This is a genomic window from Streptomyces sp. NPDC054813, assembly GCF_053611365.1.
This window is the reverse complement of record NZ_JBSHAF010000004.1, coordinates 78,618-92,873: the sequence shown is the minus strand read 5'-3', so window position 1 is coordinate 92,873 and position 14,256 is coordinate 78,618. Positions and strand designations below refer to the sequence as shown.

Here is a 14,256-nt window from a genome sequence, read left to right as displayed (position 1 = left end):
TCTCGGCTTGTTACAACTTTTTTTGGGGGGGGGCGCGGGGGGGGGCGCGGGGGCCCCCCCCCGCATCTTCAGAACCTCTACGAGCCGGAGACTTGCCCCCTCATCCACTCCACCGCGGCGCTCTCCTCGCGGGGCGGCACGGCGTCGGCTTCTGGACCACGCTGATCATCAGTGAGCGGCCCGTCTGGGCGGCTGAAACCCGCCGTCGGGTTCTGGGTCCCACGGACCGACTCCCGAGACTAGGAACGGCAGACCGCCGTCGATCAGCCGACTTGAGCCGCGTCCGCAGCACGTACTTGCAGGCGGTCTCGGGTTCTTCGGAGCCCCCTCGGACAACTGCTGGCCGAAGAGCGGAACCGGCCCAGAGGTCAGCCGCGACAGCACCGCTCCGTCAGGCCATTTCACTCTGCAGCGCATGATGAACGGGGGCAGCCGAACTACTCAAGCGTGCCTTGGACGGCATCGCCTCCAAGCTGCCACATCTCATAGTTGCCGCATTCTGCCGTGATCTCGGCCGTCGACTGAGCCGCAGTGACGAAGTCATCCACCACCGGCGAGGTGTGCGATGCCGCCACCGCGAGGCACACCTGGTCGGGCGCCAGTTCCGGGATGGGCACATAGACGACGTCGGGATGCGAGTAGAACACGGACGCCGAACGGGCCAGGAAGGAGATGCCCCGTCCGGCCGCGACATGCTCGAGCGTCTCGTCCACCCCGCGCACCGGGTACCCGGCATTGGGGAGCGGGCGCCTGGTGGGCTGCGTGCTCGGGTCACCGTGCCAGACCAGCGATTCGCCGGCCAGGTCGGCCTCGGTGACCTCCTCCTTGCCGGCCAACCGGTGTCCGGCGGGCAGCACCGCCACCCGCGGCTCGGTGTACAGCGGGGTGACGCGCAGGCCGGCCTCGTCGATGGGCAGCCGCACATAGCCGACGTCGATGCGGCCGTCGAGCAGCATCGCAGCCTGGTCGTCCCCTTCGATCCGCTGCACGTCCACAACCACGTCCGGGTGCCGGTCCTCGAACGCACGGGCCGCCGGGATGACTGCAATGCCGGCCCGGAAACCGACCATCAGCCGCCGCTTGCCGCCGGCGGCCGCGGACACCCGGCGGCGGACCGCGTGGGTTGAGGCGAGCAGCGGACCGGCGTCGGCCAGTAGTTGCCGGCCCGCGTCCGTCAGCTCCACGCCGTGGCGATCCCTGGTGAACAGCGAGGCGCCGAGATCCTGCTCGAGCGCGCGGATCTGCCGGCTGAGCACCGGCTGCGCGATATGGAGCTCATCGGCGGCGCGGCCGAAATGCAGCCGGTCGGCCACGGCGACGAAGTAACGCAGTTTGCGCAGATCCAGATCCAGATCCATGGCACCTCCCGGCCCGGTGATGCCTTCAGGGTATCACCGCGGCTTCAAGAGGTCTTGGACACCCATTCAGACCCGATGGCAGCCTGAAAACAGGCACTTAAGGGCGCTGAAGTGAATTCGACCCAAGAATTCGACACTGGAATTTGACAGCAGGGCCAAAGCCCGGAAAGCAGGAACACCGATGAGCAGCATCAGCATTATCGGACTGGGAAACATGGCCCGCGCTCTGGCCGGCCGGGCGCTCGCCGGCGGTAACGCCGTCGAGATCATCGGCCGCGACCCGGCCAAGGCCAAGGAATTGGCCGCCACGCTCGGCGGCGCCACGGTCGGGACGGCCGGGGCCGCCCCGACCGGGGACACCGTTGTCCTCGCCACGCCGTACGCCGGCGCGGCGGCGGTGGTGAGGGAGTACGGGGACGCACTGCGCGGCAAGATCATCGTCGACATCACCAATCCCGTAGCCCCCGACCTGCGGGGCTTCGTCGTCCCCGACGACAGTTCCGGCGCACAGGAGATCGCCAAGGCGGCTCCCGACGACGCGCATGTCGTCAAGGCGTTCAACACTGTGTTCTCCCACGTTCTGGCGGCCGGCCCGGCTGAGGACCGCCCTCTGGACGTGTTCATCGCCGGCGACGACGCGCAGGCGAAGGCACGCGTGTCGGCGTTCGTCGAGAGCCTGGGGCTGCGCCCCTGGGACGCCGGGGAACTGTCCATGGCGCGAGCACTGGAGAACGTCGGCCTGCTGGAGCTGGGCCTCATGAACCACTCCGTCAAGCACACCAATTTCTCCCTCGGCATCACCCTTCTCGGCTGAGCGCACCCCTACCACCACCTTTCGTGCCGCATTACGCCAGTTCACTTACGGCACGAAAAGACCCTGCACCTACTCTCACAAGGACAATTAGATGCGCGTATTCGTCGCTGGGGGGACCGGCCATTCCGGTTCGTACATCATCCCCGAGCTCATCGCCGCCGGGCACGAGGTCACCGGCCTGGCCCGGTCGGACGCTTCCGCGGCGGTCCTGTCCGCGCTCGGCGCGAAGGTGCGTCGCGGCGACCTCCAGGATCTCGACGGGCTCAAGGAGGCAGCCGCGGACTCCGACGGCGTCATCCACGTCGCGCACAGGCAGGATCTGCTGCCCTCCGGCGGGCTCGACGCCGTGGCCGCCGCGGAGCTCCCGATCATGCTCGCGTACGGCGAGGCACTCGCGGGAACCGGAAAGCCGCTGGTCACGGCGGGAAGCATCGGCTCGCCCGGGAACCTGGAGCGGCCGGCCACCGAGAACGACCCGGCCCTCCCCGCCGGCGAGGAGCACAAGGGCACCCTGCGGGTCCGCAACGTCGTGGAAAGGGCCGTTGTCGACCTCGCCGAGCAGGGGGTGCGGTCTTCGGTCGTGCGGATCGCCAACATCGCGCACAGCACGACCGATCGTGCCGGCTTCCTCCCCACGCTGATCGCGCTCGCGAAGGAAAAGGGGTTCGTCGGCTACCACGGCGACGGCGGGAACCTGTGGAACGCCGTGCACATCCGCGATGCCGCAACCTTGTTCCGCCTGGCGCTCGAGAAGGGGCCGGCCGGCAAATACTGGCACGCGGTCGAGGACGGGGGCATACCGTTCCGCGACATCGCCGAGGCCATCGCCGGCCGCCTGGGCCTGCCCGCCGTGAGCGTTCCCAACGATGCCCTGATGACGCCGGGGTACTTCGGGTTCCTCACGAATATCGTCACGCAGAGCTACCCGGCGTCCAACCTCATCACCCGCCGGACCCTCGGCTGGGAACCCGCCCAGCCCGGCCTTCTCGCCGATCTGGACAACGGCCATTACTTCCCCGCCGGCTGACGGCAGGAACCCGGATCGTAACGAGCCCGGCAACCGGCAAGTTCGGCTCTTCTGAAGGACGTTGAGATTATGACGACTGTGGGATTCATCGGAAGCGGGAGCATCGGCAGGACCATCGCGCAACTCGCTGTCGGGGCCGGGCACCAGGTGGTGCTCAGCAACTCGCGCGGTCCCGAAACGCTCGTGGACACGGCCGAGGAACTGGGGCCGCGGGCGTCCGCGGCGACGAGCGAAGAGGCCGCGGCGGCCGGTGACATTGTCGTGGTCACGGTGCCGGTCAGCGCCTTCCCCCACGTGCCCACCGCGCCGCTGGCCGGGAAGACGGTCATCGACACCTGCAACTACGGCCCCGAGCGTGACGGGCACATCCCCGAGCTCGACAACGAGTCCCTCACCTCGAGCGAGCTGCTTCTGCGGTACGTCCCGGACGCCCTGCTCGTAAAGGCGTTCAACAACATCTTCTTCAAGCACCTGCTGTCACTCGCACGCCCGGCTGGGGCGGCCGACCGCTCCTACCTGCCGATCGCCGGTGACTCCGCACCGGCGAAGGCGGCGGTGACCGAATTCATCGACTCCATCGGCTACAGCGTGGTGGACGCGGGAACGCTGGCCGACAGCTGGCGGCAGGCGACGGGCACGCCGGTGTGGGGAACACCGTACGGGCCGTACTCGAACGAGAAGGGCCAGCCGGCCGGCGAGAACGTCATCCGCGCGGCACTCGCCACCGCAACGCGGTAACCGTCAATAGACGCGGACCGTGATGTGGTCCGACCGTGCCACGCCCCCGCCCGGGGGATGCCGGGCGGGGGCATATTTCGCACGCGAAGGCGTCGAATCCAGCGACGGGTTGCCCCTGCGTCTCGTCGCGCGGAGTCAGGTTCGACGTCGCCGGGTCAGGTCGCGGACTGCTCCCTGGGCGGCCGACTGCCCGCGCAGATTCGTGTTGGCCTCCTTGAGCTGGTGGTTCTCGATCTCCAGGACCTGCACGATCCGGGCCAAGAGCTGCGCCTGGCCACGCAGATCGTCGCGTTCGGCGGATGCGGGTCAGGTCCTGCTGCTGCTTGCCCGCGCGATCTCGCAACGGGGGTGCCAGTAGTCGACGGGGCCCGGTGTCCGACGGTGAGCTGGCGACCGGTAGTTTCGGATCTCGGCATCGAGGTGGCCGCGCCTGTTCAGGCTCGACGTAGTGTGACGACGTTGCTGGGGAGTGAGGACTGTGCTGTCTTGGCGTGCTCCTGGACTACTGCCGGGGCTTCCCTCAGGCCAGAGGTGATCTGTTCCATCAGGTCGGGGGCCCAGCCGCCGGTGAGGGTGGTGAAGGGGTCTGGGGTAGGCCGTTGCACCAGGCCGCGTTCGGCCATGACGGCGAGCAGGCGTGGCCGGGACGCCCTGAACGCCAACACCGATCTCGGCCAGAAGTTGCTGGCAGCACCCTTCGTCAGCTGACGGAGGAGCTCAGGGGTCAGCTGTCCCGGTCGGGCTTACGTACGGTGTTGCCCGCCGGTGCCGTGCGGAGCATGGCCTTGTAGAGGGCGTCGTGCTCGGGCGAGGCGGGCAGGGGGGCTCGGGCCGGGGCCTCGAAGGACTGGATCATCAGCGAGACGACGCGTCGCCAGGCGTCGGGAGCGGCATCGCCGCAGGCGTTGACGACGCCGAGGTTGGCCATGTGCAGCAGTACCAGGTCCGAGGGGTCGAAGTCCTCGCGCAGCCGGCCCGTGGCCTTGGCGCGGCCGATGAGCTCCACCATGCCCTCGTACGCCTCGTTGCGGCGCTTCTCCATGGCCTTGGCGGTGGGGAAGGTCATGGTCAGGACGTCGGCGAAGCCGTGGTCGGCGGCCTGCATCGCGCAGGCGGCCTCGATGTAGCCGGTGAAGCCGTGCCAGGGGTCCGGGTCGTCGAGGGCGGTGGCGACCGCGTCGGCGTAAGCGTCCATGCGGTCAGAGAAGACGGCTGCGACCAGCGCCTCCTTCGTGGGGAAGTGCCGGAAGACGGTGGCGATCCCGACGCCCGTCTCGCGCGCCACGGAGGCCATGGAGGCGCCCAGGCCGTCGCGACCGAACACGGTGCGCGCGGCAGCGAGGATCCTGCCGCGGTTGCGCTCGACGTCACTGCGCACAGGCTGGGCGTCGGGAGCGTCGGGGTGCTGGTCGCCGGGGTTCATGAGGGGCAGTCTAGCAATCGGAAAGCCCTATCCATTTCGCGTGCTACGGTGGTCGCAGTGAACCGGAAAGGGCTATCCGGTCAATGAAACGGATAGCCCTTTCCGTAACGTCCCGTCTTCTTGACGCGTCCGTCTCCTCGACGGCGTTCTACGAAAGGATCGCTGTGACCAGCATCGCCATTGTCGGAGCCGGCCCTCAGTTGGGTCTGGCCATCGCCCGCACCTTCGGCTCGCACGGTTTCGACGTCGCCCTGATCTCCCGCAACCGCACCAAGCTCGACGATCTCGTCGGCACACTCACCGCCGAGGGCATCACCGCCGCCGCGTTCCCCGCGGACGTACTCGACCGCGACGCCCTCACCCAGGCCCTCAAAGACGCCGCCGCACAGTTCGGCGGCATCGACGTCCTGGAGTACTCCCCGGTGGGCACCATGGGCTCCACTGTTCTGACCACGCCGATCGAGACCGAACCTGGCCACGTGCAACACGAGATCGAGTTTCAGCTCTACGGCGCCATCGCCGCCACCAACGCCGTCCTGCCCGCGATGCGCGAGGTCGGCGCCGGCACCCTGCTCTACACCACCGGCGCGGGCTCGATCGACCCCGTCCCGCAGGTCGGCAACGTCAACGCCGCCGCTGCCGCGCTGCGGAACTGGACGCTCAACCTGCACAAGGAACTGGACGGCACCGGCGTGCAGGCCGCCCATGTCGGGATCGACGTGTCGATCGGCATGTCGGTCGTCCCCGGATTCCCGACGGCCCAGCCCGAGGAAATCTCCCCCGTCTACTGGGACCTGCACACCACCAAGCGCGACCAGGCCGAACTCGTCTTCAGCCGCTGAGACCGCGCCTGGTACCTCGTTGAACCCGAACCCGAACCCGATCGCGCTGCGGCGTGCGTGTGCCACAGCGCGATCGAAGAAAAGGGTTCCGCTACGACAACCAATGGGACCCGCGGCGCCTACTTCCATGGGACACGGGATCACCCTGCCTGTTGGCGGAGAAGAACAACCAGCCTTCCCTGCACGACAGTTGAGCCCGCTGCACTGGAGTCATGTCCCCGTTCTGGACTGTTCCCGCGAACGCGCCCGGGCACGCGCGCACCGGGTCATCGAGAACACCGTCCACCGGACCAAGGACGTCACCTTCAGCGAGGGCCCCAGTCAGGTCCGCCACCACAGCCCGGTCGTCGTGAGCGGCTTGGGCGGATGACGTGCTTACGCCCGGTCCGAAGCGGGCCCCGCCCTCCGGGGAATCCGCTGATCACATCGGACGCCCACGCCGCGGCGCCCTGAGGATCTCCCGTGTGCCGTGGCGCTCCCCGCGGATAGGGTGGACGGTGATCGACAGGGACGGGCTGGGCGAGGGCGGCGGACGGCGTGGGCGGTGCCGAGGAGAGCAGGAGCACGGGCACCGGGCGCCCGACGTCACGGGACGTCGCCCGGCTCGCCGGCGTGTCGCACACCGCGGTGTCCTTCGTGTTCAACGGCCGAGCCGAGGGCAACCTCTCGCCCGCCACCCAGGAACGCATCCGGCAGGCCGCGGCCCGGCTGGGCTACCGCCCCGACCCGGTGGCCCGCGGTCTGCGCCGTCGCCGTACGGCCGTGATCGGGCTGGTCACCGATGAGATCGCGTCCTCGCCGTTCGCCGGTCGGCTGCTGCGCGGCGCCATGGAGACCGCCTGGGACAGCGACCATCTCGTCCTCACCGTCGACTCCGGCGGTGACCCGGCCAAGGAGGACGCGGCCGTCGCGGAACTGCTCGACCGGCGCGTGGACGGCATCATCTACGCGGCCATGTCACTGCGCCGGGTCCGCGTCCCCGAGGGCCTGCACCGCACCCACTCCGTGCTGGCCAACTGCCTGCCCGAGGACGACTCCCTGCCCGCCGTGGTCCCCGCCGAGCGCGCCGGTGGCCGTACCGCGGCCCGGCTGCTGCTCGCTGCGGGCCACCGCCGGCTCGCCGTGATCGGCGGTCTGGACGACATCGCCTCGGTGGAACGTACCCGCGGCTTCCGGGACGCGCTGCGCGCCGAGGGCGTCACCGTGCCCGCGGAGTGGATCGTGCGCGGCGGCGGGGAGATCTCCGCGGGGTACGCGGGCGCGCTGCGCCTGTTCGACGGGGTCGAGCCGGGCCGTCGCCCCACCGGCGTCCTGTGCTACAACGACCGGGTCGCGGCGGGTGTCCTGCACGCCGCGACCCGGCTCGGGATCGACGTGCCCGCCGATCTGTCCGTGGTCGGTTACGACGACCAGGAGCACATGGCCGCGTTCCTCACACCGCCGCTCACCTCGGTCGCGCTGCCGCACCGGGAGATGGGCGAGGCGGCGGCCCGGCTGCTCCTGGACGCCATCGACGCCGGCCCCACGCCGCCCGCGACCGTGCGGCGCTTGGCCTGCCCTCTGGTCAGCCGCGCCTCCGTGGGTCCGGCGCCCACCCGGTGACCCGGGCACCCGGCCCGTCGACGACCAGCTCGGCGATGTCGTCGGGGCGCCGGTAGACGCGCTCGGTGACCATGGCCCGGTCCGCGACGAAGAGTTCGAGGAGCGAGCCGTCGACGAGCAGCCGGAGCGCGAGTTCCGGCCCCTTCGGTACGTGCACGGTGATCGGGGCGGAGCCTTCCCTGCCGGTCCGGGGCCAGGCGCTGCGGTCGAGGACGACGGTCCCCGAGGCGGGGTCCGCCCGGACGGTCAGCTCCCGGCCCGCCGCGCCCCGGAGCAGGCTCACCGTGGTCGGTTCGCATGCGGTGACCGTCAGGTCGTACGTGTAGGGAAGCGGAACCCGGCCCGGCGCGGTGACGAACGGCTCGGCCGGGCGCAGCAGGTCGAGTTCCGGGGCCGGACTCACCCGCAGTGAACCGTCGGGGTGGATGTCGACGACCCGTGGCGCGGTGAGTACGCCTGCCCATCCGGCCCGGTGCACCTCCTCTTGCGGGCGGGCCTCCCACGACCAGCCCCACAGCAGTGCGCGGTCCGGCTCCTGGAGCACGGCGGGAGCGTAGAAGTCCCGCCCCTGGTCGAGCCGCCCGCCGGCACGCGGCACAAACCTCAACGCGCGTCGGCCATCGGCCTGCAGACGGCCGGTCAGGTATCCGGTGGAGCAGGGATCTCCGTCCCACAAGGACACCAGGAGCACGTGGTCACCGCCTGATGTCCGGTACAGGTGCGGGCACTCCCAGCCCACCGACTTGTCGCCGAACACGCCCGCGGCCACCGGGTCCTTGCCGTCCAGCAGCACACCGGCGAACTGCCAGTCGGTCAGGTTGTCGCAGTCGTAGAGCAGGACCGACGGCGTGCCGTCGGCGTGCCCGGCCCCGACGAGGGCCCAGCGCCGGTCCGCGTGGCGGAAGACGAACGGGTCGCGGAACATCACCACGTCCAGTCCCGGCGGCGGCCCTGCCACCACCGGCGTCGGCAGCGGCTTCCACTCGGTCAGCAGCTCGTCGTCCGGATCCGCCGCCCGCGCCAGGCAGATGGTGCCGAGTCCGGTGTGGGCACGGTCGACTCCCGTGTACACGGCGGTCGGTGTGCCGGCGTCGTCGATCACGCAGCCCGACCAGCAGCCGGCCTCGTCGGGGCCGCCCGGCGTCGGGGTGAGCGCGATCGGGTGGTGCTCCCAGTGCGCGAGGTCGGTGCTGGAGGCATGACCCCAGTGGACGTTCGCGTGCACCGGTGCGTCGGGGTTGTGCTGGTAGAAGAGGTGGTATCGGTCCCGCCAACGGAACGGCCCATTGGGGTCGTTGATCCAGCCGACGGGCGGACGGACCCTGAAACGCGGCGCGTTGGGGTCATTGCTCAACGGTTGACTCCTGCCGAGGTGATGCCCTCGCGCAGAGGGCGCTGGCCGACGACGAACACGGCGAGGGCGGGGAGCATCGAGAGCACGACCCCGGCCAGGACCACAGAGATCGACCCGGTGCCGAGGTTGCCCTGCAGGGAGACCAGACCCAGCGGAAGCGTGTAGTTCTGGCTGGAGGTCTCCAGGATCAGCGGACGGAAGAACTCGTTCCAGTGGTAGTTGAAGGCCAGTACGCCGACGATCGCCAGGCCGGGTGCGGCCAGCGGCGCGTACACCGAGCGGAAGATCCGCCAGGGCCCCGCGCCGTCCAGCATGGCCGCCTCGCCCAGGTCCTTCGGCATACCGAGGAAGTACTGGCGCATCAGGAAAGTGCCGAAGGCCGTCGGGAAGGCCGGGATGATCAGGCCGAGGAGCGTGTCGGTGAGGCCCATCGACTTCAGCACCAGGAACACCGGCACGATGGTGACCTGCAACGGCACCATCATGGTCGCCAGGACCAGGCCGAAGAGCGGCTTCTTGAGACGGAACTCCAGGCGCGCGAAGGCGTATCCGGCCAGGCCCGCCGTGATCATCTGGCCGACGGCGATCAGTGCCGTCACCAGCGTGGAGTTCAGGGCGAGCAGCCACACGTCGATCTGCTGGAAGACCCCGCGGTAGGCCGCGGTCGTCGGGTGGGTCGGGATGATCTGCGGGGGCAGGTCGAAGGACTGGGCCGGAGTGCGCAGTGAGGTGGCGACGGTCCAGATGACCGGGCCCAGCGTCAGCAGGGCGCACACGGTCAGTCCGGCGATCCGGGCCCAGGGGGTGAGTGAGTGACGTACGCGACTCAGGGTCGGGGTTGCTTGGCTCATGCGGCTCACCGGCTCACTGGTAGTGGACGAAACGCCGGCTGAGCCGGAACTGGAGGGCGGTGACCGCCATGATCAGCACGAAGAGCAGCACGCCCACCGCGGATGCCTCGCCGAAGTCGAGCTGCTCGAAGGCCCTCTCGTAGATCACCATCACCACGGTGCGGGTGGCGTCGCCGGGTCCGCCGTCGGTGAGGACGTAGGGCTGTTCGAAGACCTGCAGGGCATTGATGATGCCGACCACCGACGCGACGAGCAGCGTCGGCGACAGCAGCGGCAGCGTGATGCCGAGGTGCTTGCGCAGGCCGGTCGCGCCGTCGAGGGCGGCGGCCTCGTGGATCTCCTTGGGGATGTTGTTCAGACCGCCGACGAACAGCAGGAACGAGAAACCGAACTGCTGCCAGACGTAGACCAGGATCACCGTGGCCATCGCCGCGTGCTCCGAGGTCAGCCAGGGCACGGGCGCGACGCCGACCAGGCCGATCAGCCAGTTCACCACCCCGAAGTCCTGGTTGAACAGGTACTTCATCACCACCGAGATCGAAGCGGCGGACAGCACCAGCGGGAAGAAGAACGCCGAACGGAACACCGACCGCAGCCACATCGGCATCCGCCCGTTCAGCGCGAGCGCCAGCGACAGCGCGATCAGCAGCTGCAGCGCGACCGCGAGGACCATGAAGAGGAGCGTGTTGCGGAAGGAGACCAGGACGGTCGAGTCCGTGAAGGTCGTACGGTAGTTGGCGCCGCCGGCGAAACGGGGCGGGTCGATCACGTTCCAGTGGAACAGGCTCAGCACGATGGACCCGATGATCGGCACGACGGTGAAGACGACGATGCCGACGACCGTGGGCGCCAGGAACAGCGCGGCCAGCAGCCGGGCGCCGCGGTCGCGGACAGACGACCGCACGGCGACGGCGGGTGGCGTGGCGGGCCGCGGACGTACGGCCGGGACCTGGGTGTTCGTCATACCTCACGCTCCATGGCCTGCTCCAGGTCGCCCTGCATCCGGCGCAGCGCGGGACCCACCGCACGCGGCGAGGCCAGCGCGGTGCCGGTGTACTTGAGCAGGACGTCGGTCACCTCGGCGACCTGCGGTGGCGCGGGGATCGGGCCGGTGTCGGGAAACCGGTCGAGGGTGTCGTAGAAGACCTGCCAGTGTGCCGGGCCGCTCGCGGCGTAGCGTGCGGCGTTCAGCATCGAACGCCGGGCCGGGGTGGTCTGGTTGCTCTGGAACAGCCGGGTCATGGTGTCCTTGCGGGCCGCGTATTTGATGAACTCCCAGGCGGCTTCCTGCTTCTTCGAGGTGCGCAGCAGCGCGTAGCCCGCCGCGCCGAACTGGTGGCGCTGGGTACGCCAGCGCGGGAAGTACTGCACGTCGTAGTCGGCGGCCCGCATGCCGGCCAGCTGCAGGCCGCCCGCCCAGAATCCGCCCGCCGGTGTGACACCGACGCGGCCGGTGGAGAACACGCCGACCAGATTGCTGCCGTTGCCGCCCTCGGGCCGGGTGCACAGGTCCTCCTGGACGAGGGAGGCGAGATAGTCGTACGCCTCCTCGACCCGGCCGGCGGTGGCCTGCGGGGTCGTCCAGCGGAAGCCTCCGCCGCGCCCCTGCCGGTCGGCGGCCGGGTAGAAGGTGTCCCACAGCCAGGAGCCGCCGGGCGCCTTCGACTCCTTCAGCAGGTTCGTGCCGTTCGCGAAGAGCCAGGGCACCACGCCGCCCCACAGCCGGTTGGTCCAGAAGTACGGCGTGAAGTGCGCGTCTCCGGCACGTTTCATCTCCCGCAGCAGCGCGGTGAAGTCGTCGCGGCTCCAGTCGGCCGCCGGGAAACCCGCGCCTGCCCGCTTCAGCACCTGCTTGTTCAGGTACATGTCGGCGGCGTTGAACTCCATCGGCAGCTGGTAGAGGTTCCCCTCGTACATCATCGACTCCACCAGCGAGGGGTGGACGTCGGCGAAGTACTCACGCAGCTGTGCCGCGTCCCGCCGCACCCAGCGGTCCAGGGGCACGCCGAGCCGCCGGGCGAACAACTGCACGCCCTCGGTGGCCACATACACCAGGTCGGGGGCGGTGCCCGCGGCGATCTGGGTGAGGATCTTCGCGAAGAAATCCGACCAGTCGACGGCCTGCACCGCGTTCACCCGCAGCGGGATGTCGGGGTGGAGCCGGTGGAAGCCCTTGGTGAGGGCGTCGACGGTGGCCGGGTCGAAGGCGGAGCCGAGGGTGGCGACGACGAGGGAGCCGTCGTCACGGCCGGGGATGTCGGCTCCCGTGAGCCGGTCCCAGCTCGCGGCGGTCCCGGCCAGGGCGGCTGCTCCGGCCCCGTATGCGCCGTACCGCAGCAGCGTGCGGCGGGGGAGGTGCGAGTCAGTCATCAACGGGCCTAACTCGTGTTAGATCAGGGGTGACGCCCCAGATGATGGGAACCGGGCAGCAGGCCTGTCAAGGGTCGGGAACGCTTGACCTTTAACGAGTTAGGTCTCTTGACCTTTATCGGGTTAGGTCTACAGTCCTCGTTCACATGAGCCGATTTTTCACGCCCTCCGCGTTGTGAGTCGCACTCGCGTGCGTGACGAGCCGCCACGGGCCCTCATGGGCCGCCACGAGAGGAACGATGCGTCATGCCCGGAACATCGGGGATTTCCAGGAGATCACTGTTCGCGGGATCGGCGGCGGGCACCGCCGCCGCGCTGCTGCCCACCGCAGCGGCCACGGCCGCCCCGCAGCCCAAGCCCGGGGCCACGGCCAAGAGCACGACCAAGTCCGCGGCGAGCGGGGCGAGTTACCGCGCCGCGTACCACTTCACGGTCCCCGACCAGTGGAAGAACGACCCGCAGCGGCCCGTCTGGATCGACGGCGAGTACCACTACTACTACCTCTACAACGCCGACTACTTCACGGGTGTCGTCGGCACCGCGTGGCGCCTGGCCACCACCAAGGACCTGGTCTCCTTCGCCGACCGCGGGGTCGCCGTGCCCAAGGACACCACTCCCAACGGGGACCTCTGGTCGGGTTCGGCGGTGGTCGACACCGGCAACACGGCCGGATTCGGTGCGGGCGCGGTCGTCGTCATCGTCACCATGTCCCCCGGTGGCGGCACCGACCACCAGGAGCAGTTCCTGTACTACTCGACCGACGGCGGTCTCACCTTCACCAACTACGGGACCGACCCCGTCCTGCCCAACCCCGGCGTCGCCGACTTCCGCGACCCCAAGGTGATCCGCGACGAGGACCGGGGCCGGTGGGTGATGGCCCTCGCCGAGAACGACAAGATCGGTTTCTACCACTCCGACGACCTCAAGTCCTGGACGTACGTGAACGGTTTCGTCCACGACGGCATCGGCGTCCTGGAGTGCCCCGACCTGTTCCGCATCACCGCCGGCGACGGCACCGTGAAATGGGTGCTCGGCGCGAGCGCCAACGGGAAGGGGTCGGGGCTGCCCAACACGTACGCCTACTGGACGGGTTCCTTCGACGGCAGCGCGTTCACCGCCGAGGCGAGTGACCCGCAGTGGCTCGACCACGGCTGGGACTGGTACGCCGCCGTCACCTTCGAGAAGCGGGACGCGAGCGGCGCGTTGGACGCGGCTGCCCGGTACGCGATCGGATGGGTGAACGACTGGGACTACGCCGGCACCACCCCCACCATCGACTGCGACGGCTTCAACGGCACCGACTCCGTCGTCCGTGAGATCACCCTGAAGAAGGCGTCCGACAACACCTACTACCTCGCCTCCCAGCCCGTCGCCGGCCTCGACTCGCATGTCTCCCGCACCGTGAACCTGGGCGATGTGACCGTGGACGGCACGAAGGTGCTCGACTACACCGGTATCTCCTACGAGGTGACGACCGAGATCACCTGGTCCCGACTCACCGGCGCCGGCCTCCAGCTGAGGCGCTCACCCGACGGCGGTCGGCACATCGACGCCGGGATCTACGCCGACTACGCCTTCCTCAACCGACGCAACACGGTGAACGCCGACACGTCCGGCAAGTGGCAGGAGAGCCACACCCCGTTCGACCCGTCCGCCGGCACGGTGAAGCTGCGCATCCTGGTGGACCGCACGTCGGTGGAGATGTTCGTCGACGACGGCCGCTACGTGCACACCAGCCAGGTGTTCCCGTACCTGCTGGACACCCGGCTCGCGCTGTTCACGATCGGCGGCAGCGCGGTGTTCCGCAACACGGTGATACGCGAGTTCTCGGTGTGAGGCCGGTCAGGGGCGCGGGTGCACACCGTACGCGTGAACCC

Annotated in this window: 13 protein-coding genes; 6 read left to right on the top strand and 7 right to left on the bottom strand. The window is 69.5% G+C overall.

Annotated elements, in window-relative coordinates:
* Positions 1–437 precede the first annotated feature (437 nt).
* Positions 438–1,352: a LysR family transcriptional regulator gene (locus ACWGJB_RS08970; RefSeq protein ID WP_453379845.1), complete on the bottom strand. Its 915-nt coding sequence runs from the start codon at positions 1,350–1,352 to the stop codon at positions 438–440.
* Between the two features lie 187 nt (positions 1,353–1,539).
* Between ACWGJB_RS08970 and ACWGJB_RS08965 the strand changes: the two genes are divergently transcribed.
* From ACWGJB_RS08965 to ACWGJB_RS08955, 3 genes are all read left to right on the top strand, one after another.
* Complete coding sequence (locus tag ACWGJB_RS08965) at positions 1,540–2,172, top strand: NADPH-dependent F420 reductase (protein ID WP_453379539.1); 633 nt, start codon at positions 1,540–1,542, stop codon at positions 2,170–2,172.
* Positions 2,173–2,263: 91 nt separating this feature from the next.
* On the top strand, positions 2,264–3,199 hold the full coding sequence (locus ACWGJB_RS08960) for an SDR family oxidoreductase (RefSeq protein WP_453379538.1): 936 nt from the start codon (positions 2,264–2,266) through the stop codon (positions 3,197–3,199).
* A gap of 78 nt (positions 3,200–3,277) precedes the next feature.
* A complete protein-coding gene (locus ACWGJB_RS08955) occupies positions 3,278–3,937 on the top strand; it encodes an NADPH-dependent F420 reductase (protein WP_453379844.1) in 660 nt (219 codons plus the stop codon).
* A 135-nt stretch (positions 3,938–4,072) separates the two neighbouring features.
* Here ACWGJB_RS08955 and ACWGJB_RS08950 read toward each other — a convergent pair whose 3' ends face one another.
* Positions 4,073–4,198 (bottom strand): hypothetical protein, encoded by a 126-nt coding sequence (locus ACWGJB_RS08950; protein WP_453379537.1) that lies wholly within the window; start codon positions 4,196–4,198, stop codon positions 4,073–4,075.
* Positions 4,199–4,661: 463 nt separating this feature from the next.
* Positions 4,662–5,360 (bottom strand): TetR/AcrR family transcriptional regulator, encoded by a 699-nt coding sequence (locus ACWGJB_RS08945; protein WP_453379536.1) that lies wholly within the window; start codon positions 5,358–5,360, stop codon positions 4,662–4,664.
* 164 nt (positions 5,361–5,524) lie between these two features.
* On the opposite strand from ACWGJB_RS08945, the gene ACWGJB_RS08940 reads away from it, so the two are divergent.
* Together ACWGJB_RS08940 and ACWGJB_RS08935 are read left to right on the top strand one after the other, a co-directional pair.
* Positions 5,525–6,202, top strand: a complete 678-nt coding sequence (locus ACWGJB_RS08940) for an SDR family NAD(P)-dependent oxidoreductase (RefSeq protein ID WP_453379535.1) — start codon at positions 5,525–5,527, stop codon at positions 6,200–6,202.
* A 537-nt stretch (positions 6,203–6,739) separates the two neighbouring features.
* Positions 6,740–7,804, top strand: a complete 1,065-nt coding sequence (locus tag ACWGJB_RS08935; protein ID WP_453379534.1) for a LacI family DNA-binding transcriptional regulator — start codon at positions 6,740–6,742, stop codon at positions 7,802–7,804.
* On the opposite strand, the gene ACWGJB_RS08930 is transcribed toward ACWGJB_RS08935, so the two are convergent.
* From ACWGJB_RS08930 to ACWGJB_RS08915, 4 genes are read right to left on the bottom strand one after another with little or no spacing between them, the layout of a single operon-like run.
* The gene (locus ACWGJB_RS08930) at positions 7,767–9,158 is read right to left on the bottom strand and encodes a glycoside hydrolase family 32 protein (protein ID WP_453379533.1); all 1,392 of its coding nucleotides are present in this window, start codon (positions 9,156–9,158) and stop codon (positions 7,767–7,769) included. The two genes, ACWGJB_RS08935 and ACWGJB_RS08930, sit on opposite strands and share 38 nt — an antisense overlap.
* Positions 9,155–10,009, bottom strand: coding sequence for a carbohydrate ABC transporter permease (locus ACWGJB_RS08925; protein WP_453379532.1), 855 nt, complete (start codon positions 10,007–10,009; stop codon positions 9,155–9,157). The genes ACWGJB_RS08930 and ACWGJB_RS08925 overlap by 4 nt, the downstream gene beginning before the upstream one ends.
* A gap of 13 nt (positions 10,010–10,022) precedes the next feature.
* A complete protein-coding gene (locus ACWGJB_RS08920) occupies positions 10,023–10,973 on the bottom strand; it encodes a carbohydrate ABC transporter permease (protein ID WP_453379531.1) in 951 nt (316 codons plus the stop codon).
* Entirely contained in the window at positions 10,970–12,379 is a 1,410-nt protein-coding gene (locus ACWGJB_RS08915; protein WP_453379530.1) for an extracellular solute-binding protein, read from the bottom strand. Before ACWGJB_RS08915 ends, ACWGJB_RS08920 begins: the two co-directional genes overlap by 4 nt.
* 246 nt (positions 12,380–12,625) lie before the next feature.
* Here ACWGJB_RS08915 and ACWGJB_RS08910 point away from each other — a divergent pair, with 246 nt between their 5' ends.
* Positions 12,626–14,215 carry a glycoside hydrolase family 32 protein gene (locus ACWGJB_RS08910; RefSeq protein WP_453379529.1) on the top strand — a complete coding sequence of 530 codons (1,590 nt, stop codon included), beginning with the start codon at positions 12,626–12,628 and terminating at the stop codon, positions 14,213–14,215.
* The last annotated feature ends 41 nt before the right edge of the window (positions 14,216–14,256 follow it).